The sequence below is a fragment of the Paracoccus aminovorans genome (assembly GCF_001546115.1).
GTDB lineage: Bacteria > Pseudomonadota > Alphaproteobacteria > Rhodobacterales > Rhodobacteraceae > Paracoccus > Paracoccus aminovorans_B.
Map to the genome: position 1 here is coordinate 594,648 of NZ_KQ955209.1, position 25,782 is coordinate 620,429.

23 protein-coding genes and 1 pseudogene are annotated in these 25,782 nt (G+C 67.4%); 21 read left to right on the forward strand and 3 right to left on the reverse strand.

Annotated elements, in window-relative coordinates; genetic code table 11:
• The first annotated feature begins 21 nt into the window (after positions 1–21).
• The 6 genes from ASV56_RS14705 to acuI all read left to right on the forward strand — a co-directional run bounded on the left by ASV56_RS14705 (position 22) and on the right by acuI (position 7,288).
• Complete coding sequence (locus ASV56_RS14705; protein WP_010397858.1) at positions 22–2,133, forward strand: acetate--CoA ligase family protein; 2,112 nt, start codon at positions 22–24, stop codon at positions 2,131–2,133.
• Between the two features lie 2 nt (positions 2,134–2,135).
• A complete protein-coding gene (locus tag ASV56_RS14710) occupies positions 2,136–2,894 on the forward strand; it encodes a GntR family transcriptional regulator (RefSeq protein WP_010397861.1) in 759 nt (252 codons plus the stop codon).
• A 100-nt stretch (positions 2,895–2,994) separates the two neighbouring features.
• A complete protein-coding gene (locus ASV56_RS14715; RefSeq protein WP_010397863.1) occupies positions 2,995–4,197 on the forward strand; it encodes an ABC transporter substrate-binding protein in 1,203 nt (400 codons plus the stop codon).
• A gap of 38 nt (positions 4,198–4,235) precedes the next feature.
• On the forward strand, positions 4,236–5,435 hold the full coding sequence (locus ASV56_RS14720; RefSeq protein WP_062562777.1) for an MFS transporter: 1,200 nt from the start codon (positions 4,236–4,238) through the stop codon (positions 5,433–5,435).
• Between the two features lie 28 nt (positions 5,436–5,463).
• The gene (locus ASV56_RS14725; protein WP_029372318.1) at positions 5,464–6,282 is read left to right on the forward strand and encodes an enoyl-CoA hydratase/isomerase family protein; all 819 of its coding nucleotides are present in this window, start codon (positions 5,464–5,466) and stop codon (positions 6,280–6,282) included.
• A 22-nt stretch (positions 6,283–6,304) separates the two neighbouring features.
• Entirely contained in the window at positions 6,305–7,288 is a 984-nt protein-coding gene (gene acuI, locus ASV56_RS14730) for an acrylyl-CoA reductase (NADPH) (RefSeq protein ID WP_062562778.1), read from the forward strand.
• 194 nt (positions 7,289–7,482) lie between these two features.
• Here the strand turns inward: acuI and ASV56_RS14735 are convergent, their stop codons facing one another.
• On the reverse strand, positions 7,483–8,016 hold the full coding sequence (locus ASV56_RS14735; RefSeq protein ID WP_253880059.1) for a DsbA family protein: 534 nt from the start codon (positions 8,014–8,016) through the stop codon (positions 7,483–7,485).
• A 277-nt stretch (positions 8,017–8,293) separates the two neighbouring features.
• Between ASV56_RS14735 and ASV56_RS14740 the strand changes: the two genes are divergently transcribed.
• From ASV56_RS14740 to ASV56_RS14755, 4 genes are all read left to right on the forward strand, one after another.
• Positions 8,294–8,995, forward strand: a complete 702-nt coding sequence (locus ASV56_RS14740) for a L,D-transpeptidase (RefSeq protein ID WP_116221452.1) — start codon at positions 8,294–8,296, stop codon at positions 8,993–8,995.
• Positions 8,996–9,274: 279 nt separating this feature from the next.
• Positions 9,275–10,615 (forward strand): c-type cytochrome, encoded by a 1,341-nt coding sequence (locus tag ASV56_RS14745; RefSeq protein WP_062563332.1) that lies wholly within the window; start codon positions 9,275–9,277, stop codon positions 10,613–10,615.
• On the forward strand, positions 10,612–11,511 hold the full coding sequence (locus tag ASV56_RS14750) for a c-type cytochrome (protein WP_062562780.1): 900 nt from the start codon (positions 10,612–10,614) through the stop codon (positions 11,509–11,511). The genes ASV56_RS14745 and ASV56_RS14750 overlap by 4 nt, the downstream gene beginning before the upstream one ends.
• A gap of 42 nt (positions 11,512–11,553) precedes the next feature.
• Complete coding sequence (locus ASV56_RS14755; RefSeq protein WP_062562781.1) at positions 11,554–11,853, forward strand: DsrE family protein; 300 nt, start codon at positions 11,554–11,556, stop codon at positions 11,851–11,853.
• Positions 11,854–11,918: 65 nt separating this feature from the next.
• Here ASV56_RS14755 and ASV56_RS14760 read toward each other — a convergent pair whose 3' ends face one another.
• Together ASV56_RS14760 and ASV56_RS14765 are read right to left on the reverse strand one after the other, a co-directional pair.
• Positions 11,919–13,289 carry a sensor histidine kinase gene (locus tag ASV56_RS14760; RefSeq protein WP_062562782.1) on the reverse strand — a complete coding sequence of 457 codons (1,371 nt, stop codon included), beginning with the start codon at positions 13,287–13,289 and terminating at the stop codon, positions 11,919–11,921.
• Positions 13,286–13,957 carry a winged helix-turn-helix domain-containing protein gene (locus ASV56_RS14765; RefSeq protein WP_062562783.1) on the reverse strand — a complete coding sequence of 224 codons (672 nt, stop codon included), beginning with the start codon at positions 13,955–13,957 and terminating at the stop codon, positions 13,286–13,288. Before ASV56_RS14765 ends, ASV56_RS14760 begins: the two co-directional genes overlap by 4 nt.
• A gap of 97 nt (positions 13,958–14,054) precedes the next feature.
• Between ASV56_RS14765 and dsbD the strand changes: the two genes are divergently transcribed.
• From dsbD to ASV56_RS14820, 11 genes and pseudogenes are all read left to right on the forward strand, one after another.
• On the forward strand, positions 14,055–15,839 hold the full coding sequence (gene dsbD / locus ASV56_RS14770) for a protein-disulfide reductase DsbD (RefSeq protein ID WP_062562784.1): 1,785 nt from the start codon (positions 14,055–14,057) through the stop codon (positions 15,837–15,839).
• On the forward strand, positions 15,836–16,642 hold the full coding sequence (locus tag ASV56_RS14775; protein WP_062562785.1) for a TlpA disulfide reductase family protein: 807 nt from the start codon (positions 15,836–15,838) through the stop codon (positions 16,640–16,642). The genes dsbD and ASV56_RS14775 overlap by 4 nt, the downstream gene beginning before the upstream one ends.
• Positions 16,639–17,046 carry a hypothetical protein gene (locus ASV56_RS14780; RefSeq protein ID WP_156429193.1) on the forward strand — a complete coding sequence of 136 codons (408 nt, stop codon included), beginning with the start codon at positions 16,639–16,641 and terminating at the stop codon, positions 17,044–17,046. Before ASV56_RS14775 ends, ASV56_RS14780 begins: the two co-directional genes overlap by 4 nt.
• On the forward strand, positions 17,043–17,681 hold the full coding sequence (locus ASV56_RS14785; protein ID WP_062562787.1) for a DsbA family protein: 639 nt from the start codon (positions 17,043–17,045) through the stop codon (positions 17,679–17,681). The genes ASV56_RS14780 and ASV56_RS14785 overlap by 4 nt, the downstream gene beginning before the upstream one ends.
• An 87-nt stretch (positions 17,682–17,768) precedes the next feature.
• Positions 17,769–18,398, forward strand: coding sequence for a DsbA family protein (locus tag ASV56_RS14790; protein WP_062562788.1), 630 nt, complete (start codon positions 17,769–17,771; stop codon positions 18,396–18,398).
• Positions 18,399–18,611: 213 nt separating this feature from the next.
• The gene (locus ASV56_RS14795; protein WP_062562789.1) at positions 18,612–20,159 is read left to right on the forward strand and encodes a cbb3-type cytochrome c oxidase subunit I; all 1,548 of its coding nucleotides are present in this window, start codon (positions 18,612–18,614) and stop codon (positions 20,157–20,159) included.
• The gene (locus ASV56_RS14800) at positions 20,156–20,776 is read left to right on the forward strand and encodes a cbb3-type cytochrome c oxidase subunit II (protein ID WP_062562790.1); all 621 of its coding nucleotides are present in this window, start codon (positions 20,156–20,158) and stop codon (positions 20,774–20,776) included. The genes ASV56_RS14795 and ASV56_RS14800 overlap by 4 nt, the downstream gene beginning before the upstream one ends.
• Entirely contained in the window at positions 20,773–22,023 is a 1,251-nt protein-coding gene (locus ASV56_RS14805; RefSeq protein WP_062562791.1) for a c-type cytochrome, read from the forward strand. The genes ASV56_RS14800 and ASV56_RS14805 overlap by 4 nt, the downstream gene beginning before the upstream one ends.
• Positions 22,013–23,059 (forward strand): c-type cytochrome, encoded by a 1,047-nt coding sequence (locus ASV56_RS14810; protein WP_062562792.1) that lies wholly within the window; start codon positions 22,013–22,015, stop codon positions 23,057–23,059. The genes ASV56_RS14805 and ASV56_RS14810 overlap by 11 nt, the downstream gene beginning before the upstream one ends.
• On the forward strand, positions 23,056–25,290 hold the full coding sequence (locus ASV56_RS14815) for a heavy metal translocating P-type ATPase (protein ID WP_062562793.1): 2,235 nt from the start codon (positions 23,056–23,058) through the stop codon (positions 25,288–25,290). Before ASV56_RS14810 ends, ASV56_RS14815 begins: the two co-directional genes overlap by 4 nt.
• Positions 25,235–25,782: pseudogene (locus ASV56_RS14820) on the forward strand (IS5 family transposase); the annotation flags it as partial. The gene ASV56_RS14815 and the pseudogene ASV56_RS14820, both read left to right, overlap by 56 nt.

Below are 25,782 nucleotides of genomic sequence, written 5' to 3' on the forward strand. Positions count from 1 at the left end.
GGAACAATATTCAGGAACGAGATGAAAACCGAAATCGAATCCAAGGAACTTCTGGCGCGCTACGGGATCGAGACCACGCTGCCGGAACTGGCGGCCTCGCCGGAGGAGGCGCATGCCATCGTCGCGCGGATCGGCGCGCCCTGCGCGCTGAAGGTCGTCTCGGCCGATATCGTCCACAAGGTCGATGCTGGCGGTGTCCGCCTGTCGGTCACGGCGGAAGGGGCGGCGGATGCCTGGCGGTCGATCATGGACGCCTGCAGGGCCTCGTACCCTTCGGCGCGCATCGACGGCGTGCTGGTCGAGGAAATGGTGTCGGCGGGGCTTGAAGTCTTCATCGGCGGGCGGATCGATCCGGATTACGGGCCGGTAGTGCTGTTCGGCGCCGGCGGCAGCGGGGTAGAGCAACGCGGTAAGCCTGTTGCCGCGCTTGCGCCGCTGACGGAGACGGAGGCCCGGTCGATGATCGATGCGGCCTTCCCGGCCCCCTTCGCGGCCGAGGATGCGGTCGGCCGTGTCGCGCTGGTCCGCTGCCTGATGGCGGTGGGCGGGCCGGAGGGCATGCTGCTGAACGAGGACATCGCCGAGCTTGACATCAACCCGATCATCCTTTCCGGCGCCCGCGCGGTCGCGGTCGATGCGGTGGCGGGCGGCGAACGCCCTGCCGCCACTCCGCGCGGCGCGGCCGAGACCGCCGCCGCGCTTGACGCCCGCCGTGCCAAGCTGTCCGGGATGGGGGCGCTGTTCAATCCCAAGGCCATCGCTTTCGTTGGCGCCTCGACCTCGCCCGACAAGTTGGGCCATCACATGATCCGCAACCTGGTCGATTTCGGCTTCACCGGCCCGATCTATCCGATCCACCCCAGCGCCGACGAGATCTGCGGCCTCAAGGCCTATCCGACGATCACCGATGCGCCGGACGGGATCGACCGCGCGCTGGTCGCCGTCGCCAGCCATCGCGTGCCCGACGTGCTGGCCGAATGCCGCGCCAAGGGGGTCAAGCTGGCGCAGGTGCTGACGGCGGGCTTCGCCGAGTTTTCCAGCGACAGCGCCGACCTGGAATGCCGGATGCTGGAACAGGTCGCGGACGGGGCGATGCGCATGGTCGGGCCGAACTGCATCGGCACCTTTTCGGCCAGCTCGCGCATGGCGATCGGGGCGGCGCGCTACAACCCGACCGAGGGCGGCGGCATCACTTTCTTCTCGCAAAGCGGCACCTTTGCCGGCGACGTGGTGCGCAGGGCGCAGGTCTGGGGTCTGCCGCTTGGGCGGGCCTTGTCCTGCGGCAACTGCTCGGACGTGGACATGGTCGATCTGCTGCTGCAGGCCGCGCAGGATCCCGAGACGAAGATCATCGCCTTCTACATGGAATCCCTGCGTGATCCGGGGCTGTTCTTCCGCGCGGCGGCGGCGCTGGAGAAGCCGGTGGTAATCCTGCGCGGGGCCCAGACCGAGCAGGGTCAGGTCGCGGCCTCCAGCCACACGGCGGCGATGGCGACCGACAGCCTGTTGTGGGCCGCGGCGCTGGCGCAGTCCGGGGTCATCCAGGTCTCGAATGTGGACGACCTGATGGACACGCTGCTGGCGCTGACCGCGCATGGGCGGGGACCGGGCGCGCGGCTGGCGATCTTCGGCTCGGGCGGCGGGGTCAGCGTCACCGCCTCGGATGCGGCGGCGCGGGCGGGGCTGGTGGTGCCTGCGCTCGACCCGGCCACCGAGGAAGGGCTGAGGCGCTTCGGTATTCCCGGCACCAGCGTCGCCAATCCCATCGACATCCCGGTCTGGGGCCTGCGCGACGGCGAGCGCTACATCTTTGAGGAAATCATCAACCTGCTGAAGGTGTCGCCGGTCATCGACCGGGTGGTGGTCTTCGTGGAGATGGGCTGGGTGCTCGATTTCATGGACAGCGACGAGGCCGGTCTGGTCGCCCTGGAACGGATCTGCGATTCCATTGCCCGTGCGCGTCCTGACGGCGCGGCGATGTCGCTGGCATTGCGCAGTTCGGGCGACAAGTACCAGGACGATTTCGTCCGCGACCAGCGCGTGAAGTTCCTGAAACAAGGAATTTCGGTGTATCAATCGACATCACGGGCCGTTCGTGCTCAGGCAAGACTGGTTCACGGCAAAGGGATGTAGAATTGACCAATCGCGCTTCCAGCAATCCACAAACCCCGACATTCGGCACTCATGTCGATCTGGCCAGGACATTCCGGACCGATCCGGCCGAGGGTATGCAAACCCTGCCCGAGCAACTCAGCGCCCGGATCATGGCATTGATCATCAACGGCGAGTTCGAGCCGGGTCAGAGATTGCAGGAAAGCGCATTGGCCGAACGGTTCGAGGTCAGTCGCGGTCCGATCAGGGAAGCGCTACGGATTCTGGAGCGTGAGGGGCTGGTGACCATGGCCTCGCGCCGCGGCGCCAGCGTCACCCGGCTGACCGCCGCGCGGTTGCGTGACATCTTCAATGTGCGCGCGGCATTGATGGGCATATGCGCCGAGGAACTTGCCGAACGTCGGGACCCCGAGGTTCAGTCGATTGTGGACGAAGGAACCAGAAGCCTTCTGGCGGCCAACAAGGCTGGTGATGAGGAGGAGTTCATCGCCATCGTCTATCAACTCAGCATGTATGTCGCCGAGGCGGCCGGAAACGAGATCGCGCGCTCGATCCTGTTCTCGCTGGGCCGGCAGACCCTACCGCTGACGCGACGCCTGTTCCAGGACGAGGCCGAACGCCTGACCTGGGCCGGCAACTGGCAGGCGATCAGCGAGGCGATCCGCGCGGGCGATCCCGTCCGGGCGCGTCAGGCCGTGCGAAAGCTGATGGCCGATATCACCGTAGGCGATCTGGCCATACACGAGCGGCTCGAAAAGGAGCGACGTTCGGCCGGAGCATAATCAACGGGTTCACAACGCGGGAACGAACCCGGTCGTCGGCGCCTCGGGGAGGGGGCGCCGGGAGGTATCTTATGCCCGCATTGCGAGAGTGGAGGAGAAAATGGGAAAGTTTCGGTTCAGCGGGATGGCGGTGTGTGCTCTTGCGGCTTGCGCGGTGCTGTCGGGCGGCCCGGCGACGGCCGAGGTCGCCATCGGGGTCTTCGTGCCCACCACCGGGGTGTTGGCGCCCCTCGGCAATGACATGCGCAATGGCTTCCTGCTGGCTGCGAAGGGTGCCACCGTCAAGGGCGAGCCGGTCAGGCTGATCGTCGAGGACACCGGCGGCAATCCCGCGAATGGGCTGCGCAAGGCGCAAAAGCTGGTGCTGGAGGACAAGGTCTCGCTGCTGTTGGGCGGAGCAAGCAGCGCGGTCACGCTGGGCATCAACGCCCAGGCGCCACGCCTCAACGTGCCGATCATCACCACCAACGCTCAGGCGGTACCGATCACTGGCGAACAGTGCAGCCGCTTCATGTTCCGCACCGTGCCCCATGACGGCAATACGGCCAAGGCCAGCGCGGCGATGTTCGCCGAGCGGCCCGACATGATCGGACGGAAATGGTTCGTGGTCTATCACGACTATGCCTACGGCCTGTCGAATAAGGCCGAATTCGCGCATATCCCCGGCATCCAGATCGCCGGCGAGGCCGGCCGCCCCGTCGGCACGGCGGATTGGTCCAGCGCCATTGCGCAGATCCAGTCCAGTGATGCGGACGGTATCTATCTGGCGCTCGCCGTGGGGGACGACCTGACCGCCTTCGTCAATCAGGCGCGCGGCTACGGGCTGGACTTTCCGATCATGACCCCGGCCGGCATTCCCGACACGATGCTGCAGGCGCTTGGCAAGAACGGCGTCGGCATGATCGCGAACGGGCTGACCGCTTCCTGGATGCAGGAGGACGAGAACCCGCAGATCGCGGAACTGGTCAAGGCCTATCACGACGAATACGGCATCGTGCCGGGCTATCAGGCGATTCAGGCCTATGCGGGGATGCAATTCGTTCTCGCCGCGCTGGAGGCGGCGGACGAGATCTCGACCGATGCGATCATCAAGGCGCTCGAAGACACGGTGGCGGAAACCGTCGTGGGACCGATCGACATCCGTGCCGAGGATCATCAAGGCATGCAGGGCACCTTCGTTGCTGAGGCGGTGGCGGTGGATCCGCCCCGGCATGGCGCCTCCATCGGCTGGAAGCCCGTGACCCCGATGACTTGGGACCAGATCAACCTTCTGCCCGAGGAAACCGGGTGCAAGGGCTTCTGATCCCTTTGCCTGCCACGCTTTGACAGGGAAGAGCTGCCATGACCGATAAAGCCCGCTCCATCGGATTGATCCTGTTCTGTCAGGTCGCGGCAATGACGCTGTGGTTCTCGGCCACGGCGGCAGCGGTGGCGCTGGTGGCGGATGGCACACTCTCGGGCCAGCAGGCGGGCCTGTTGACCGGCGCGGTGCAGCTTGGCTTCGTCGCCGGGACCCTGCTCAGTGCGCTGACCGGTATGGCCGATCGTTTTGACCCGAGGCGGCTCTTCGCTGCCTCGGCCTTGTGCGGGGCCTTGGCCAACCTGCTGCTTCTGGTCACCGGCTTCGACAATGCGGCGACGGTGATGCTGCGCTTCCTGACCGGCATGACGCTGGCCGGGGTCTATCCAGTCGGCATGAAGATGGCGGCGGGCTGGTCGCAGAAGGGTATGGGGTTGATGATCGGCGTGCTGGTGGGCGCGCTGACGCTGGGCTCGTCGCTGCCGCATCTGTTCAATGCGATGGTCGGGCTGGACTGGCGCACGACGATCCTCGTCTCCAGTCTCTGCGCGACCTCAGCGGCCGGGGCGATCCTGTTCTCCGACCTCGGGCCATACCTGCGCCGCGCCGCCCGCTTCCGCTTTTCCGAGGCGCGGCGGGCGCTTCTGCAGAAGCCCGTGCTGCTGGCGAATGCCGGCTACCTCGGCCACATGTGGGAGCTTTATGCCATGTGGGCGTGGATCGGCGTTTTCCTCGAATGGGCGCTGACGAGGGCGGGAAGCCCGCTGGCGGCGCAATCCGGGCTCGTCACCTTCGCGGTGATCGCCACCGGCGCGCTCGGCTGCGTCGTCGCGGGCGTGCTGGCCGACCGTTTCGGCCGCACCACCGTCACCATGGCGGCCATGGCGGTCAGCGGATCCTGCGCGCTGCTGATCGGCCTGACGCCGGCTCTGGGGGCGGGCGTCGTGATCGCGGTCGCCTTGATCTGGGGCATCAGCGTGATTGCGGATTCGGCACAGTTCTCGGCGAGTGTCGCTGAATTGTCCGAGCCCGAACTGGTCGGCACCATGCTGACGCTGCAGACCAGCATGGGTTTCCTGCTGACCTTCATCATCATCCAGTCGATGCCGCTGATCGTCGCGGCCTGCGGCTGGGCCTTTGCCTTTGCTGCGCTGGCCATCGGGCCCTGGCTGGGTGTGCTGGCCATGGGGCGGCTGCGCCGGCTGCCCGAGGCCCTGCGGCTGGCCAATGGCCGGCGCTGAAACCGAAACCTCAACGACGGAGTCTCAGATGGAATGGGAAACACTTCTTTACGACCAGCCCGAGCCGGGCATCGGCGTCGTCACTTTCAACCGGCCCACACGCGCGAACGCCATGAACCAGCATATGCTGGCCGAACTGGACCAGCTTTGCCGCCATATCTCTGCCGATGCCGGTATTCGTGCCGTCATCGTGACGGGTGCGGGAAAGGCGTTTTCGTCGGGCTTTGACCTCAAGGCGCAGGCGGAGGCGACGCCGCAGGGCGTCGGTGAATGGGAGCCGGTGCTGGAGGCCGATTTCAGGGGCATCATGTCCTTCTGGAACCTGTCCGTCCCGACCATCGCGGCGGTCAACGGGGCGGCCCTTGCCGGAGGGTTCGAACTGATGATGGGCTGCGACCTCGCCCTGTCGGTCGAAAGCGCGGTCTTCGGCGAGCCGGAGCTGAAATTCGGCGCCGGCATCGTCGCCATGCTGCTGCCATGGCATGTGCCGCCCAAGATCGCCAAGGGTGTCATCTTCACCGGCGAGGATTCGATTTCGGCGCAACAGGCGCTGGATTGGGGGCTGATCAACCGCATCGTGCCGGACGGGAATCTTATGGACGAATCCCTTGCGCTGGCCCGGCGGATCTCGCGGCTGGACGCGATGGCGATGCGGCGCACCAAGCAGGCGATGCACCGCAGCTATGAGCTGATGGGGATGCAGGCGGCGCTGCGGGCCTCGCTGGATATCGATATCCTGCTGGAAGGCGAGGGGACGGATCTCAAGCGAGGTTTCCTCAAGGTGCTGCGCGACCAGGGGCTGGGCAAGGCTCTGGCCTGGCGCGAGGCGCGCTTTGCCGGCGCATGACATCAAGGAAGGAGTAGAAACCATGTTCGACGCAATCCTGATCGACAAGGACGAGAGCGGATATTCCGCCAGGCTGGCGCAGTTAGACGACGATGCGCTGCCCGAGGGCGACCTGACGGTCGCGGTCGAATGGTCCACGATGAACTACAAGGACGCGCTGGCGCTGACCGGGAAAAGCCCGGTCGTCCGCCGCTTTCCCATGGTTCCCGGCATCGATTTCGCCGGCACGGTCGTCCAGTCCGGCAACGATGCCTTCCGGCCGGGCGACAAGGTGGTCCATACCGGCTTCGGCATGGGCGAGACGCGATGGGGCGGCTATGCCGAACGGATGCGCGTGGCCTCCGAACGCACGCTGAAGCTGCCCGAGGGTCTGGACACAAGGCAAGCGATGGCCATCGGCACGGCCGGGTTTACCGCAATGCTATGCGTGCTCGCTCTTGAAAGGAATGGCGTGAAGCCCGGCGACGGCGATGTTCTGGTGACCGGGGCAACGGGCGGCGTCGGCAGCTTTGCCGTGAAGCTGCTCGCCGGCCGGGGCTACCGCGTCGTCGCGGCGACCGGCAAGGCCAGCGAGGCCGACTATCTGACCGGCCTCGGCGCAGCCGAGATCCTGGATCGGGCCGAGCTTTCGGCACCCGGCAAGCCTCTGGGCCGCGAACGCTGGCTTGGCGCGGTCGATGCCGTGGGTGGCGTGACGCTGGCCAATGTATGCGCGGGCACGAAATATGGCGGCACCGTTGCAGCCTGCGGCCTGGCCGAGAGCATGGAGTTTCCCGCCACCGTCGCCCCCTTCATCCTGCGCGGCGTGACGCTGGCCGGCATCGACAGCGTGTTCTGCCCGATGGAGCTGCGCGCCCAGGCCTGGGAGGCGCTGGCGAAGGAAGTCGATGCCGGCACATTGGATCAGGTCGCGACCGAGATAGGTCTTGCGGATGTGATCGGTCGGGCATCGGAACTGCTGGAGGGAAAGGTTCGGGGTAGGCTGCTCGTCAACGTAAAACGTTGAACAACAGCGTCACCGGCATCGTTTGCCGATGACGCTGTAGGAGACCAGGGATTGCGCCGTCGGCGAGGCGGGCGCGGGCTGATCAACGATCGGCACGGCGGCATCGAGTCGACGAGGTGCGCCGCGATCAGTAAGATCGCTGGACTTGCCAAACCGTGCCGGCTGGCTCGATCCGCTCGGGGCCGATCAATAAGTCACGAGCGGTTGCGGCGCACCTTTGCAATCATTGCGCGAAGCTCGTTTAGTGATTGCCGGCCGAACGCGCCGAAGTCCCCGGCGATGAAGGTCGGCGTCCCGGACAGCCCCATCTTTTCGGCCAGGATCCACGAATGCTCGATCTGGCGGGCGATCACGACATCATCCATATCCCTGCGCAGGCGGTCCATGTCCAGCCCGACCGCCTCTGCGACACGATGGGCGCTCCTGTCATCCGCCTCGCCCTCGATGTTCATCAGGCCGGCGTGGAACTGCCAGAACCTCTCCTGCCGCAACGAGGCCAGCGACATGCGGGCGCAGTAAAGCGAAGCCGCACCGAATACCGGCCATTCCCTCAGCAGCACCCGCAGATTCGGGTCTTCCGAGATCAATTGGTGGATGTCGGCAACCGAAGCGCGGCAGTAGGGGCAATTATAGTCGAAAAACTCGGTCAGCGTGACATCTCCCGAGGGGTTGCCAAGGACCGCGCCGAGCTGTTCGTGCTCCAGGGCCTGGCGCAGCTCCGGGGGCATCGGATTGTCCTGCGCCCGCGCGGATATTCCGCTGGCCGCCAAGGCGCTGGCTGCGATGCCGGTCCGCAGGAAACGCCGGCGGTCGGGGTGATGTCTTTTGTCCTGTGGCATGAACCTGTCCTTTTCCGGATCTGCCGCGGATCGATATGAGCAATGGCTTAACCCAACCTTAAGAGGCTGCCCCGTCTGCGCCCGCGCGCTCTTAAGCTGCGCTTAAGCTTGGTCGGCCATCTGCGAGGCTGGGCAATTTGCCCGATGAACGACTGGAGCACGAGACATGGACCAACCTTGTCATCCACGCCTGTCAGGGCTGCGCGAACATGCTGCCGCTTCCGGCGGCGGAACCGGCAGGCGCGCCTTTCTGGGCGGATTGCTGGCGAGCGGATTGGTGTTGCCGCGCATCGCATCGGCGCAGGCAATCGATCCGACCACCGGGCAGGCCGTCTACGGCGCATCGACCGCGGGGCAGGCTCCCGATATGGGTGTGTATCAGATCGACCCGGCGCAAGACACGCGGCGCAATATATCCTCATTCCGAAACCACCATTGGAGTGATTTCTATCCGACCCTCGGCAAGGGGGTGATCCTGGCGGATGTGGCGTCGCGCGCGCTGCATTTCTGGTCCGGCGACGAAAGCACCTATCTGGTTTTCCCGTCCTCTATCCCGGTTTCGGAAGAGTTGACCAAACGTGGCAGGACCGAGGTCGTGCGCAAGGCGGAACGTCCGTCCTGGACGCCGACCCCCAGCATGCGTGAACGCGACCCGACCTTGCCGCAACGCGTCGAGGGCGGGGCCGTGGACAACCCCCTGGGCGTCTATGCGCTTTACCTTTCGTGGCCCGCCTACCTGATCCACGGCACACATGACACGCGCAAGATCGGCCGCAAGTCGTCCAGCGGTTGCTACGGGCTTTACAACGAGCATATCGCCCGCCTCTATCCGCTGGTCGAGGTGGGAACGCAGGTGACCATCTTCTGACGGGCGCGGGGCGGTTCGGTAACGATCCGCCCCTTAAGCTTCGCTTAAGGTTGGGGGCTGGAAGGATGCGATGGCAATCGCGCCAGCCGCTGTTCGGATATCTGCAACCTCTTGCCGAACAGCCTGCCCGCGCGATCAGGGCGAGCTTTCGCCCCCGATGGCGCGTATTCTTTTAATATATTGATTTAATTAAATAAAACACCTTAGCCATTGATCTGGATCAACATCTCCGCCCACGGGAAAGCCTATTGCTTCCTCATCGACCAAGACGAGGAAGTCATGCGATTCGTCAGATTTGCCCTTCTGGGCGGAATATCGGGACTGGCTCTGGCCTGGGGCGTTGCGGTCACCAGCCCCTGGTGGTTTGCGCCGAAGGAGGATCGGGTCGTCGATGTCAGCGATCCCGACCTGATCGCGCGCGGCGACTATCTTGCCAGGGCGGGCGATTGCGTCGCCTGCCATACCGCGCCGGGCGGCGCACCCTTTGCGGGCGGGCTTGGCCTGCAGACCCCGATGGGCACGATCTATGCCACCAACATCACCCCCGATCCCGAGACCGGCATCGGCAGCTATGATTACGGCGACTTCGAGCGGGCCGTGCGCAAGGGGGTGCGACCGGATGGGGTTCACCTCTATCCGGCGATGCCTTTTGCATCCTATCGCATCGTCTCGGACGAGGATGTGCAGGCGCTCTACGCCTATTTCATGTCCTCGGTCGCGCCGGTGCGCAAGGAGAACCAGCCGGCGACCATTCCCTGGCCCGCCTCGATGCGCTGGCCCTTGGGCTGGTGGCAATTGCTGTTCGCCCAGCCCCGCGAGTTCGAGATCGCCGAGGGCACCGATCCGCAGATCGCGCGCGGTGCCTATCTGGTCGAGGGACTGGCCCATTGCGGCGCCTGCCATACGCCGCGCGGTCTGGGCTATCAGGAAAAGGCGCTGAAAAGCGACGCGGTGGGGCGGTTCCTGTCGGGCTCGGTGCTGGAGGGCTGGTATGCCAAGAACCTGCGCAACGAAGATACGGGCCTGGTCTCCTGGACCGAGGATGAACTGGTCGCCTTCCTGAAGACCGGCCGGAACGCGCGGACGGCGGCCTTCGGCTCGATGACGGATGTGGTGCAGCATTCGCTGCATTACCTGACCGATGCCGACCTGACCGCCATCGCGCGCTATCTGAAATCGCTGCCGCCGCGGCCGGGACGCGAGACTTGGCAGCCGCAGCCGGACGAAACCACCGAAGCCCTGCGCGCGGGCGATTTCTCGGCCCCCGGGGCGATCGCCTATGTCGAGCACTGCGCCCAATGCCACCGCCTCGACGGCATGGGCGCGGCAGAGATCTATCCGGCGCTCAAGGGCAATTCGATGGTCTTCGCGGATGATCCAAGCTCACTCATTCAGGTCACGATGGCCGGTGGCCGCATGCCCGAGACCCCGGCGCACCAGATGACCTTTGCCATGCCGGGTTTTGCGCATCTGTCCGATGAGGATCTGGCCGAAGTGATCAGCTTCATCCGCAATTCCTGGGGCAACCATGCCAGCGCGGTGACCGGGCGCCACATCGCCCGCATGCGCCGTGAGCTTGCCCATAAACCCGTCCATTACGCACCGGAGGCAAAGCAATGAAAAAGCCGGTTTTGCTGATCGCCACGATGGCGGTTCTTGCGCTTGGCGGATGGGGTGCCCTGCGCGGGTCGCCTGCGGACATGCCCGAGGTGCAAGGGATGGCGATCCTCGATGCCGATGGGAACGCCGTCGGCCGCTATACCGTCCCCGCCGACAAGGACATCCTGACCCGGCCCAATGCGGATCAGATCCTCTATGGCAAGCGCCTGCTGGCCGATACCGCCCGGCTGTTGCCCGACAATGTCGGCGCGGCGATGAACTGCAATTCCTGCCATCTGGGCGACGGCAAGATCGACGCTGCGAACGGATATATCAACACCGTCAACTTCTATCCGCGCGTGATGCCCCGTGCCGGCAAGGAGGTCGATCTGGAAATGCGGATCAACGGCTGCTTCCAGCGCTCGATGAACGGCAAGCCGCTGGACCCCGAAGGCCCCGAGATGAAGGCGATGATCGCCTATATGGACTGGCTGCGTCAGGACGTGCCGAAGGGCCAGACCGTCGATATCATCAATGCCGGGCCGATCGACGAAACTCTGGTGCCCGATCCCGAAAACGGCAAGCGCATCTACGCGGCCAAATGCGCGGCATGTCACGGCGCGAATGGCGAGGGGATGAGTGACCAGTCTGGCGATATCCTGTTCCCGCCGCTTTGGGGCGAGGAAAGTTTCAATATCGGCGCGGGCATGGCACGGACCTACAAGGCGGCACAATTCGTGAAATGGGCCATGCCTCCGGCGATGCACCTGACCGGGCCACTGGGACAGGGCGGCGTGCTGAGCGATCAGGATGCGGTCGACGTGGCCGAATATTTCACCCACATGCCGCGCCCCGATTTCCCCGGCAAGGTCAACGACTGGCCGAACGGCAAGAGGCCCAGGGACGCCCGGTATTGAACAGGACCGAGAAACGATAGTGCCGTCACCCAAGGAGAAGCCATGCCCCCGCAACTTGTCATCCACGCCCCCGACGAGGCATCGCTTGCGCGGGCGCGGTCGAATGCTCGCAACCTGTTGGCCGCCGCTCCACAGGCGCGTTGCGAGATTGTCGTCAATGCCGAGGCGGTGTCAGCCGTGATCGAACGGCCAGATCCTTCTACCGACGGCCTTGTCAGGCTTTGCGGCAATACCCTGCGCAACAAGGATCTGCAGGCTCCGGCTGGCCTGAAGACGGTGACTGCGGCGGTTCTGCATCTGGCAGAACGGCAGGCCGCCGGGTGGCAATATATCCGGGCGTGACATCGAGAGCCCCGGTTCGTCGGTGACTCTCCTCGCATATTGCCGCCCGCGCAGTCTGCCCGGTGCTACGAGGCCGGGGCTTGCGTCTCGCCCGCCAGGATGATCTCGGCCTGTTCGCCGCCGCCCTCGCGGGGGGCGAGACGCAGTTCCCCGCCCATCGCCTCGACAGCCGCGGCAACGATAGACAGTCCCAATCCGCTGCCGCCCGAAGGGCTGGCCGCGCCGCGATAGAAGCGCTCGGTGACATGGGGCCGGTCGGCCTCGGCGATGCCGGGGCCGCGGTCCAGCACGCTGAAGCGGACCTTGCCTTCGTCGCGCGCCAGCCGTGCCTCGACGGTGGCGCCGGCGGGCGAGGCGAGAATGGCATTTTCCAGCAGGTTGCGCAGCGCCGGGGCCAGCAGCGCCGCCTGCGTGCTGCGCCATTCGGCCCCGCCGGTTTCCAGCCGCAGGGTGACGCCGCGCGCCCCGGCCAGCCCGCCAAGCGCCGCCGCAACATCGGCAAGGATCTTCGCACCATCCTCGGCCGGGGCGGTGCTGTCGATGGGGTTCTCGGTCGCGGTCATGTCCAGAAGCTGGCGCACCATGCGATCGGTGCGGTCCACACCCTGCGCGATCTGCACCAGCGCCCGGTCGCGGGTCGCGGCATCGGGGGCCAGCGTCGCGATCTGCGCCTGGGTCTTCAGCCCGGCCAGCGGGGTCTTCAGCTCATGCGCCGCAAAGGCGGTGAAGCTGCGCTCGCGCTCGCGCAAGCCCTCGACGCGGTGGAAGAGCCCGTTCAGCGCCTCGATCATCGGGCGCAGTTCCGCGGGCGCGCGGGTTTCTCCCAAGGGGCTGAGGTCGGTCGCCGGGCGGCGCGACAGCGCCTGCGCCAGCCGGTCCATCGGCGCCAGCCCGCTGCGCACGGCCAGCCAGATCAGCGCCGCCAGCAGCGGCAGGATCAGCATGGCCGGGGCCAGAAGCCCCATCGCCACGCCATGCACCAGCCGCTCGCGCATGAAACGGGCATCACCGACCATGACGCGGATGCCCAGATCCGCATCGACATGGGTATAGACCCGCCAGACCTCGTCATCGACCGTGCGCTCGCTGAAGCCTTCCTGCTCGGCGAGTTGCCCGGAAGGCGCGCCGTCGGATTCGCTTTTCAGCTGACCGTCGAAGCCCCAGACCTGACAGATCAGCTGGCGGGCGAAGTCGTGGTGCCCGGTATCGGGCAGGGCGGGGGCGTCGTCCACCAGCGACGCCGCGTCCGGCCCGGCGATGCCGCCGTTGCGGCGGATCAGCGAGGCGACCATCTGCGCCGATTCCTGCAGGCGCCGGTCCAGCACATGGCCGACCTCGGTGCGGGTCGACTGCTGGATCCAGATCACGGCGCAGAGCCAGATCGCCCCGGTTCCGGCCAGCAGGATGATGAGCAGCCGCCTGCGGATCGAACTCATGCCTCGTGTCCCCTGTCTGCCAGCCGATATCCCGCCCCGCGCAGGGTCTGGATGAAGTCCCGGCCCAATTTGGCGCGCAGGTGGTGGATATGGACCTCGACGGCATTGCTTTCGACCTCCTCCTGCCAGCCATAGAGGCGTTCCTCCAGCTGCGTCTTGGACAGGATGCGGCCGGGATGCTCGGCCAGCGCGTGCAGGACGGCGAATTCGCGCCGGGAAAAGCGCAGCTCGCGCTCGCCGACCCGTCCCGTCTGCGTCGCCGGGTCCAACCGCAGCCCGTTCCATTCGATCACCGCCGCCGCGCGGCCTTCCTGCCGGCGCAGCATGGCGCGCAGCCGCGCGGCGAGTTCCTCCAGATCGAAGGGCTTGCCCAGGTAGTCGTCCGCCCCCGCATCCAGCCCCGTGACCCGGTCGCGCACCCGGTCGCGGGCGGTCAGCAGCAGCACCGGCAAGCGTTCGCCCGCCGCGCGCAGTTCGGCCAGCAGGTCCAGCCCCGAGCCATCGGGCAGCATGATGTCGAGGACCATGCCCGCGAAGCCGCCGGTCGCCAGCGCCGCGCGGGCATCGGCCAGCGTGCCCACCGCATCGGCGGTGAAGCCCGACAGGCCCAGCCCGACGGCAAGCCCGTCGGACAGGACCGGGTCATCCTCGACAATCAGCAGGCGCATGGCGTGTTTCCTTCGGCGTGATGGATCACGCATTCGTCGATGAAGCTTAAGCTGGGCTTAAGGTGGCGTCTCTAGCCAGCCCGGCATGATGACGAGAATGTTTGCTTTCCTGATCTCTGCCCTGTGGCTGCTTGCCGGTTTCCTGACGGCGGCGCAGGCGCAACCCCTGCAACCCGAGGACGCCTTTGCGCTGCGCGTCAGTGAAGCCGAGGATGGCACGCTGGTCCTGAACTGGCGCATTGCCGAGGGCTACTACCTCTATCGCAGCAGTTTCGCGGCGGATGCCGGGGGGCAGAGTCTGCCGCTGTCCCTGCCCGAGGGCGAGAACCATGAGGATCCCTATTTCGGCGAGGGCCAGATCTATCGCCAGGATGTCACCGCGAAGCTTGCGCATGCGGGCCAGCCGGTCACCCTGCACTGGCAGGGCTGCCAGCAGGACGGCATCTGCTATGCCCCGCAGAGCGTGCGGCTGGACGGCGACGGCACGGTGCTGGCGGATGATGCCGTCGCCAGCGCGCCGGGCTGGAGCCCCCGGGCGACAAGTTCCCGAGAGGCCGGCGCAGCGGCCGGCACACCGTCCGGGCTGGTGCTGGCGCAGGATCAGGGGCTGGTGCAGGGGCTGGCCGCGCGCGGTGGCGGGGTGTTGGTGATTGCGGGCTTCCTGGGCTTCGGACTGCTGCTGGCCTTCACCCCTTGCGTCTTTCCGATGTTCCCCATTGTTGCAGGAATGCTGGCCGGGCAGGGCAAGACCCTGACCGCCCGGCGCGGTCTGGCCCTGACGGGGGCCTATGTGCTGGCTATGGCGGCGGCCTTCGGGCTGCTGGGTATCGCCGCGGCATGGTCGGGGGCGAATTTGCAGATGGCGCTGCAATCGCCCATGGCCATCGGCGTGATCGCGGTGATCTTCGTCGCGCTGGCCCTGTCGATGTTCGGCTTTTACGAATTGCAGATGCCGCTGGCCCTGCAAAACCGCCTTGGCCGGGTGGCGGGCAGGCGCGGCTCGCTTGGCGGTGCGATGCTGCTTGGCTTCACCTCGGCGCTGATCGTCGGGCCGTGCGTGACCGCGCCGCTGGCCGGGGCGCTGCTCTACATCGCGCAGACCGGCGACGTGATGCTGGGGGCGGCGGCGCTGTTCGCGCTGGGGCTGGGGCAGGGGCTGCCGCTGCTTGCAATCGGGGCCTTCGGCCCGCGTATCCTGCCCCGCAGCGGCCGCTGGATGGAGGGCGCGAAGCGCGCCTTCGGGGTGATCTTTCTGGGCTTTGCGATCTGGCTGGCGGGGCGGGTGCTGCCGGGGCCGGTCACGCTGGCGCTGTGGGCCGCGCTGCTGGTCGGGACGGCGGTGTTTCTGGGTGCGCTGGACCGGCTGGAGGGCGATGCCTCGCGCAACCGCCGGTTTGGCGCGGCGCTGGGCGTGTTGCTGCTGTTCGCCGGGCTGATGCAGGGCCTTGGTGCGGCACTTGGGGCGCAGGATCTGCTGCGCCCGCTGGCGCCGCTGGCGGGCAGAGCGGCCCCTCTGCAGACGCAAGCGCAATTTGCCGAGGTCACCACCCGCGAGGGGCTGGATCAGGCACTGGCCTCGGCCAGTGGCGAACCGGCGCTGCTCTATCTGACCGCCGACTGGTGCGTGACCTGCCGCGCCATCGAACGCGGGCCGCTGGCCGACCCGGCGGTCCATGCCGCGCTGGCCGACGTGGCGGCGATCAAGCTGGACGTCAGCACTTTCAACGCCGAGGCGCAGGGGCTGATGCAGGATCTGGCCGCTGCCGGGCCGCCGACGATGATCTTCCTCGACGCGGCCCGCGCCGAGGCGCAGGGCAGCCGTCTGGTGGGCAAGATGGACAGTGCCGCGCTGCTGGCATCCATCGGAAAGATCGCCCGGTGAATGCGGTCTCGATAGGGCCGCTGGTCTTCGACGGTGCGCGCTTCGCGGCCGTCGTGGGGCTGCTTCTGTTCTTCATGGTGGTCGAGATCATGGCGCGGCTGCAAAAAGGCGATGCGGCGCGATGGGCGGGCTTTGCCGTGCTGGCCTGGATCGTCGCTGCGCGCATGGGCTTCGTCGCCGCGAACTGGCCCGTATTCGCCGCCCATCCGCTGGATGCGCTGAAGCTATGGCAGGGCGGTTTCCTGCCCGCCGCAGGTTGGGCCGGCGGCGGCGCCGTCCTGCTGGTGGCGCTGCTGCGCAAGGCGCGGGGCGCGGCGCTGCCGCTGGCTCTGGGCGGTGCGGTGGCGATGGCGGCGCATCTGGCGGTGACCAATGCCCTGACGCGCCCGCCGGTTGCCTTGCCCGAGGAAAAGCTGATTGCGCTGGACGGGCGTGGGGTGCAACTGGCGGGTCGCCACCGGCCGGTGGTGCTGAACCTCTGGGCAACCTGGTGCCCGCCCTGCCGGCGCGAGATGCCGATGATGACCGATCTGGCCGCCCATACCCCCGGCGTCGAGTTCGTCTTTGCCAATCAGGGCGAGGATGCCGGACAGGTCCGGGCCTTTCTGGCAGCCGAGAAGCTGCCCGACCAGGGCATGATCCGCGATCCGCATGGCCGGTTGATGGGCGCGCTTGGTGCGGTCGGCCTGCCCTCGACGCTGGTCTTCGACGCCAGGGGGCGGCTGGTCGCGGCGCATACTGGCGAGATCTCTCGCGCCGCCCTGACCCGGATGATCGGGCAAGCGGTAGGAGATTCCAGATGAATCCGATACGACCCGCATGGGCGGGCGCGCGGCTGCTGGCACCCACCGAGCCGCCGCCCGCCGTCAGCCCCGAAGTGGCGGCCCTACATGGTGCGATGGAAGACGAGGGCCATCATATCCCCGCCGTCGAGCCCACCCTGCTGACCGGGGGCAAGGCGCGGCAACTGCTGGATGACCGGACCAACGAGACGCCGCGCATGATCATCGTCGATCCCCATGCCCGCCACCTTTATCCGGTGCGGCCCGGCAACAAGACGATGCGCCATGCCGTCGCCATGGGCGCGGCGGGTTACGGCTTCACCCGCGAGGCGCAGGCGGAATCCGGCAAGGGCACCGTGCCGCCGGGCCAGCCGCCACCGCAACCGGCCATGGCTGCAACCGATCAGACAGGAGGAACGACATGAGCATCACCCGACGCGACATGCTGGCCGGGGCCGCGGGGGCCGGGCTTGCGGGGATTCTGGGCGGGGCGGTCCTGTGGGGCAGCGGCCGCGGAACCGGGACGGCGGAAATGACCATCGAGGACGTTCTGCACGACCCCGACAACCCGGTCCTGGGCAACCCAAAGGGTGCGCTGACCATCGTCGAATATTTCGACTACCAATGTCCCTACTGCAAGATGGGCCATGCGATGCTGACCCGCGTGGTCGGCGACGAGGGCGATATCAGGTTGCTGATGAAGGACTGGCCGATCTTCGGTGCGCCCTCGGTTCTGGCCAGCCAGCTTGTCCTCGGCGCGGCCTCGACGGGCGGATACGAACAGGCGCACGAGGCGCTGATGGCGACCGACGCCAAACTGACAGAGGACCAGGTCCGGCAGGTGCTGGGCGATGGCGGCATCGACACCGACGCGGCGCTGGCCGCCTATCGCGCCGAGCGCGGCAAATGGGACGGGCTTCTGGCGCGCAATGGCAGGCAGGCCGCCGAACTGGGTTTGCAGGGCACGCCCGCCTTCATCATCGGAGAGAGAATCTATCCCGGCGCGCTGGACGAGACCCGCCTGCGCCGCGCCATCGCCGAGGCCCGGCGCGCGTCCTGATCCGGGCCGGCAAGGACACGCGGGCCATTCCAGCCGCCATTGCCGCCCGGCGCCCCTGCCGGGTCCGGAAAACAAGAAGGAAATGCAATGCAACGCCGAAACATCATCCTTGCAGGTGCCAGCCTGCTGTCGCTGCCGATCCTGGGCCGGTCCGCCCTTGCGCAAGAGCGCGGCAATCCGATGCCGGACGATCTGCGCAAGGCGCTGGAGCGCGATCCCGCTGCGCCGGTCCTCGGCAACCCGAAAGGTGACATCACCCTGACAGAGTTCTTCGACTACAACTGCCCGTTCTGCCGCAAGATGGTCGAGCCGATGCACCGGCTGATCACCTCGGACCCGAAGCTGCGGGTGGTGTTTCGCGAGTGGCCGGTCTTTGGCGAGGATTCCGAATTCGCGGCCCGTGCCTCTCTCGCCTCGCTGCATCAGGGCCGATACTGGCAGTTCCATACCGCGCTGTTCCGCACCAAGGGCCGGGTCACACAAGAGGCCACGACGCGCGCCGCGCGCGAGGTCGGCCTGGACACCGCCCGGCTGGAGCGCGACATGGCGGCCGAACCGGTCGAGCGGCACATTTCCATGAGCGGCATGCTGGCCGAGCATATGGGCCTGGTGGGCACCCCCACTTTCGTCGCCGGCGACGAGGGCGCCTTTGGCCAATACAGCCTCGACGAGTTGCGCGGGCTGGTCCAGCGCGCAAGGACGACGATGGGGGCCTAGCGATGGTCTGGCTTTTGGTCCGGGCGCCGTTGTTGGGCGCCGTTGTCGGGCGCCGCCGCCGGTCCAGGCCGGGAGGCCCCGCTTGCGGCGCCTGGGGCTTAAGCCTGTCTTAAGCTTCGTTGCCGATAGGGGCCTGACGCACGAGATTCGCGTGAGTCCCTGACCGGCCGCTCCCGACCCGCCACGGATTCACCGGCACGCACGGGGGGAGACATGCCGATCACGATGGGCCTTTTGCTGGGCCTGAGCTTTGTCGTTTCGCTATTGGCCCTGAGTTTTCTCATCTGGGCCATCGCCACGAGGCAGTTCGCGCTGGACCGCGCCCATGCCGCGACGGTCTTCGGCAAGGGCGGCGCGGACGGGCCCGATACGGACGGCACCCATCTGTTCGACACGACCGGCATCGACAGGGTCTCGGCCCGGCCCGTGCGGCTGTTGATCCTGGGGGCGATTTTCTGGCTGGTGCTGGGCTCGACCTTCGGGGTCATCGCCTCGCTGAAGCTGCACTGGCCCGACTGGCTGAATCAGGCGGCGCCGCTGACCTTCGGGCGGATGCGGGCGCTGCATCTGAACCTGGTCGCCTATGGCTGGCTGTCGCAGATCGGCATCGCCTGCATGTTCTGGATCCTGCCGCGCATCTTCCGCACGCCGCTGCGCGCGCCGCAGCTGCCGGTGATCGGCTTCTGGATCTGGAACATCGGCGTGGCGCTGGGCGCGCTGGCCTTCTCGCAGGGCTGGACCGATGGCGAGGAATGGCTGGAATTTCCCTGGCAGCTCGACACGCTGCTGGTGCTGGCCGGCGTTTTCTTCGTGGTGCCGCTGGTCAAGACCGCCCGCGCGCGTGAGGTGGACCATATCTATGTCACCGGCTGGTATTTCCTGGCCGCGATGGTCTGGTTTCCCTGCCTGTTCTTCATCGCCAACCTGCCCGGCATCCATTACGGGGTCGAAGAGGCGACGGTGAACTGGTGGTTCGCCCATAACGTGCTGGGCCTGTGGCTGACGCCGCTGGGGGTGGGGACGGCCTATTACTTCATCCCCAAGATCATCGGCAAGCCGATCTATTCCTATTCGCTGTCGCTGATCGGCTTCTGGGGGCTGGCGCTGTTCTACAGTCAGGTCGGCATCCACCACCTGATCGGCGGGCCGCTGCCGACCTGGGTGGTCACGCTGTCGGTGGTGCATTCGGTGATGATGTTCATCCCGGTGATCGCGGTGGCGATCAACCAGCATGTCACCGTCGCGCGCAACCTGTGGGCGCTGAAGGAATCGCTGCCGCTGCGCTTCATCTCGTTCGGGGCGGTGATGTATACGCTGGCCTCGTTCCAGGGCTCGATCGAGGCGCTGCGCTCGGTCAACACCATCACCCATTTCACCCATTACACCGTCGGTCACGCGCATCTGGGCGCCTATGCCTTCGTCTCCATCGTGATGTTCGGCGCGGCCTATCACATCATGCCGCGCATGGTGGGGCGCGACTTCGCCCATCCCGGCCTGATCCGGCTGCATTTCTGGCTGGTGGTCCTGGGCTTTGCGATCTACTTCTTCGCGCTGACCATCGGCGGCCTGCTGCAAGGGCTGGCCATGCTGGACGCGACCCGCAGCTTTGCGGAAAGCGTGATCCTGACCAAGCCTTGGCTCGAGGCCCGCTCGGTCGGCGGCACGATGATGACGCTGGGCCATATCCTTTTCGCAATCAACGTCATCGGCATCCTGCGCAAGCCGCGCGCGATCGCCCAAAGCGCGGTGGCAGCAGAATGAACCGCTACCTTCCCCTTGTCCTCATCGCCTTCGGCATCTTGGCGTTCGCGACGCTGATGCTGGTCATCGCGCCCGGCATCCAGATGGCGCAGCGCACCGTCCCCGAGGGGCTGCGCCCCTATTCCGAGCAGGAGAGCCGTGGCCGCAAGCAATATGTCAGCCTCGGCTGCGTCTATTGCCACAGCCAGCAGCCGCGCTCGCCCGATCAAGCCCCGGATGTGGAACGGGGCTGGGGCCGTCCCTCGGTCGCGGGCGATTACGTCTTCGACCGGCCGCACCAGCTTGGCACCATGCGCACCGGGCCGGACCTGCTGAACGTGGGCGTGCGGCTGCCCTCGGAAAGCTGGCACCTGACCCATCTCTATCAGCCGCGCGCGATCTTCGGCTGGTCGATCATGCCGGCCTATCCCTATCTGTTCGAGGAAAAGGCGGAAGCCGGGCCCGAGGATACGGTGGTCGTGCTGCCCGAGGGCTTCGGCCCCGAGAGCGGCGTCGTCGTCGCCCGGCCCGAGGCGCTGGACCTGACCGCCTATCTGCTGGCGCTGGACCGGACCTATCCGATCCCCGAGGACGCCCTGCGCGACGACGGCTATGCCCGCAAGGAGAGCGGATCGTGACCAGGACCAGCAAGCAGACCGCAAGCAGGAACGTGAAGCCGGGCGAGGATTTCGAGCCTTGGGAAAGCCATAACCGTGTGCCGCTGCTGGTGATCTGGATCGCGCTGGCCCTGGGCGTCTGGGGCACCGCGCTGCTGTTCCAGGATCAGAGCAGCTATAGCGTGGCGCAAGGGGAACGCGCGGCCGACGAGGTCGCGGCCCATGACGCGCCCGAGGGCGGCGCGGCGCTGTTCCTGGCCAATTGCTCGACCTGCCACCAGCCGAACGGCGTCGGTGTCAGGCTGGCGGTGCCACCCCTGCAGGATTCGGAATTCGCCAAGGCCGGGCCCGAGGTCGTGGCGCAGATCATGCTGCGCGGCATCGACGGGCCGATCCGGGTCAAGGGCTTTACCTTCGACGGCCACATGCCCAGCTTTGCCGCCGCGCTGGACGACGACGAGGTGGCGCAGCTTGCCTCTTACGTCGCGGGCCGCTTCGGCGGCGCCGATGCCACGCTGGGACGCGATCAGGTCGGGGAACTGCGCGATGCCCATGCGGGCAGCGGCAGTTGGCAGGGTGGCGCGGAACTGGCCGGGCTGGTGCCGGGCCTGCCCACGCAGCCCGCCATGCCGGCGATGGCGCAGGCCGGGCCGGATCCCGCGATCTCGGACCTGATCTTCGCCGGCAAGGGCGATGTCTGGTCCTGTGCCAGCTGCCACGGCGGGCTGGGGCAGGGGGCCGAGAGCACGCCGCGCCTTGCCGGGCTGTCGCAGGGCTATATCGTCAAGCAGCTGCGGGATTTCCGCGCGGGCGAGCGCCAGAACGAGCAAATGAGCTTTGTCGCGAAGGAGTTGAGCGACTTCGAGATCGAGGGAGTAGCCACCTATTACGCGGGCCTGCGCGTGGATTCGACCGCGCGGCCCGCGCTTGGCGGCGATCTGGCGCGGGGCGAACGGATCGCGCTGCAAGGCGACTGGAGCCTGGGTGTTCCGGCCTGCTTCAGCTGCCATGGCCCGTCGGGCTTTGGTGTCGGGGCGGATTTCCCGGCACTGGCGGCGCAGCAGCCCGCCTATCTGGCCAGCCAGCTGGCCGCGTGGGCGGGCGGGCATCGCAACAATTCGCCGCTGGGGCTGATGGACCGCATCTCCAGGGCGCTGCCGGAATCCGACCGCCGCGCGGTCGCGGACTATCTCGCCTCGCTTCCGGCCGTTCCGGCGGTCGAGCAGAAGGCGATGGCAAGGATCGAAGGGGGCGGGGATGAGCTCTGAACATCAAGAGGATGCGGGCCAGGGCCGCAGCGCGAAACGGCTGATCCTTGCGGCGGGCGGCGGGTTGGCGCTGGTCGCCCTGGGCGCGCTGGCGCTGGAAAGCGGCTGGGTGCCCGGCTGGATCAGCGGGCGCGAGACGGTCGAGAACATGACGCAGAGCGACTATTTCCAGCCGCCCTCCGATGCGGATATCCCCGACAGCCCCTTCGGCGAGGCGGTCAAACGGGGCCGGGACATCTTCATGAACACCTCGACCAATGCCGGGGAATATGTCGGCAACGGGCTGGCCTGCTCGAACTGTCACCTGGACGGCGGGCGCCAGCCGTTGTCGGCGCCGATGTGGGCGGCCTGGACGCGCTATCCGATGTATCGCAAGAAGAACGACCAGATCAACACCATGGAAGACCGGGTGATGGGCTGCTTCACCTTCTCGATGAATGCCCAGCACTCGGTGGCGGGTGGCCCGCCGCCGCATGGCAGCGACGTCTATCGCGACCTCGAAAGCTATTTCTACTGGCTTGCCACCGGCGCGCCGACCAATGTGCCGATGGACGGGAACGGCTTTGGCAAGGTGGCCAAGACCGACCTGGGCTATTCGCCCGAGCGCGGGGCCGGGGTCTTTGCCGCCAATTGCGCCGTCTGCCACGGCCCAGACGGGCATGGCCAGACCGATGCCAACGGTCGCATCGTCTTTCCGCCGCTCTGGGGCCCGAACAGCTATAACTGGGGCGCGGGCATGGCGCGGATCGATACGGCGGCGGCCTTTGTCAAGAACAACATGCCCCTGTCGCAGCCCGGCAAGCTGAGCGACCAGGACGCCTGGGACGTGGCCGCCTTCGTCAACAGTCACGAGCGCCCGAAAGATGCGCGGCAGGGCGACATGACCATCGAGGAAACCCGCCAGCGCTTCCATGACGGGGATCAGATCTATTACGGTCAGAAGGTGGATGGCGTGCTTCTTGGTGTCGGCACTCCGGATCCCGAACGGCCCGTCGGAGCGCCCGAGCTTCCCGTCGGCCCGACGCCGCTCGAATGACCCGGCAGCTGTTCGGCATCGACGGGCTGGCCTGCGCGGGTTGCGCGCGCGGGCTGGAGGGGCGGCTCAGGGCGCTGCCCGGCGTCCGGGCAGCGGGGGTGCATTACCTGACCGCCTCGGCACTCATCGACTGGGACGAAAGCCGGGCCAGCCGCGAGGTTCTGGCGGCGGCGGTCGCGAAGGCGGGCTATCGCATGGCCGCCCGCCACCGCCCCGAAGAGATTTCCGCCGCGATGGGGCGCGATCTGCACCGCCTCGGCATCCGCCTTGCCGTGGCCATCTTCGCCGGCATGTGGTCGATGGTTCCGGCGCTGGTGATCTATTTCACCGTGCTGCCGCCGGGCGTGGCCTGGTGGCTGGCCTTCGCCTCCTGGGTTTTCGCGCTGCCGGTGGTGTTCTGGGCCGGGTCGGGCATCCTGTGGATGGGCTGGCGCTCGGTCCTGCTGCGCGCGCCGGGGATGGACCTGCTGATCAGCCTTGGCGCGCTGGCCGCCTGCGCGGTGTCGGTCTGGTCCTTGGCGCAGGGCCGGGCCGAGGTCTGGTTCGACACCGCCACCATGCTGATCACGCTGCTGCTGTTGGGGCGGCTGGTCGATACCGCGACCCGGCGCAGCGCCGTCGATGCCCTGCGCGCGATGGAGGAGGCCACGCCCGAGACCGCGCTGGTCGAAACCGGTGCCGGCTGGCGGGAACGGCCCTGCGCCGGGATCCCCGTCGGCAGCCTCGTCGCCGTCGATGCGGGCGCACCGGTCGGTATGGACGGGGTGGTGCTGTCGGGCGAAAGCGATATCAGCCGCGCCGTCCTGACCGGCGAATCCGCGCTGGTCGCGGTCCGGCCGGGCGACCGGATCGAGGCGGGCGCGCTGAACCTCGGCCGCCGCCTGGTACTGCGGGTGGAGCGCCGCTTCGGGGATCGCGAGATCGACCGCATGGGCGGTGCCATCGCGCTGGAGATCGCCCGGCGCGGCACGCGACCGACCGCCCCGGACCGCTGGGCGGGGCGGCTGTCGCTGGCGATCCCCGCACTGGCGGCGCTGACCGCGCTGCTGGCCTATGGCCTTGGGTCGGGACCCGAGGCGGCGCTGATGCGCGGGCTGACGCTGCTGGTCGCGGCCTGCCCCTGCGCCCTGTCCATCGCCCTGCCGCTGGCGCAGATGCGGGCGGCGCAGACCGCCGCCGCACGGGGAATGCGGCTGCGCGATCCCGACGCCTTCGCGGTGCTGGGCCATCTGCGCGCCATCGTCTTCGACAAGACCGGCACGCTGACCACGGGCCGTCCGCAGGTGGCGGAATTGCGCCCGGCTGCGGGCTTCGACAATGCGCAACTGCTGGAACTGGCCGCTCTGGCCGAGACCGGGATCAGCCATCCCATCGCCCGTGCCATCGTCGCCGCCCATGGCGGCGAGGCCGGGCCGGGTGGCCAGCGCCTGCCGCGCGGCGCCGAGGCCGAAGATACGGCCGGGCGTCTTGTCGAGGTCGGCTCTGCCGGGCAGCCCGACGCATTGGGGCGCACATGGCTGACCGTCCGGCGCGACTGGCGTGAGGTCGGGCGGATCGCGCTGGCCGATACGCCGCGCCCCGAGGCAGCGGGGGTCGTGGCGGACCTGCGGGCGCGGGGCATCGCCCTGCACATGGCCACCGGCGACGGCGCGCCTGCGGCGCTGGCGCTCGCCGCCCGGCTGGGGTTGCCGGCGGAGGCGGTATCGCATGACTGCACCCCGGCGGGAAAGGCGGACCTGCTGCGCGGCTTGCCGCGCCCGGTGGCCTTCGTCGGCGACGGGGTGAACGACGGACCCGCGCTTGCCGCCGCCGATTGCGGCATCTCGGTGGCCGAGGCGCATTCGGCGGCGGCGCAAACGGCGGCGGTGGTCGTGATGTCGGGCGGGCTGACGCGCGTGGCCGAGGCCATCGCGCTGTCGCGCCGCACCGGCTGGATCGCGCGGCAGAACCTCGCGCTGGCGCTGGTCTATAACGCGCTGATGCTGCCCGCCGCCGCCTTCGGCCTGATCGGCCCGGCACTGGCAGCGGCGGCGATGCTGGCAAGCTCGGTCTCGGTCATGCTGAACAGCCAGAGGCTGAATGTTGCCTCGGAGGGTGAGCGGCATGTATCGCTAGGTGGTGTTGACAAAAGGGATTCACAGGGTGGCCTGATCGTGATTCAAGCTGGTACCTGCAATGGAGACCAGCTTGGCACGAGACCTGATGTCGGACGAGGAATGGGCGTTTCATGAGCGCTTCATTCTGGCCGTGCGCGCCCCGAACGGGCGCAAGCCCGCAAATCACCGCCTTGTTCTTGATGGGATTTTCTGGATCGCGCGGACCGGCTCTCCTTGGCGCGACCTCCCAGAAGAGTTCGGGAAGTGGTCCAGTGTCTACCGCCAGTTCCGGCGCTGGACCCTGGCGGGGTTGTGGGAGCAGATCCTCGAAGCGCTGAACGAAAGTCGGATCGTGCCGGATGCGCTCCAGATGATCGACAGCACCGTGATCCGCGCCCATCATCAGGCAGCGGGCGCAAAAGGGGGACTCCAAGACAGGGTTTTGGCCGTTCAAGAGGTGGTTTCACGACCAAGGTCCACCTGCGCGTCAATGCTGCCGGGCTGCCAATGAGGTCGGACATCACGCCGGGCCAGACATCGGACTACCTGGGCTTTGATCTGGTCATGGACGACAACCTGCCGGAGCCTTGCATCCTGCTGGCCGATCGCGGCTATGACTCCGACAAG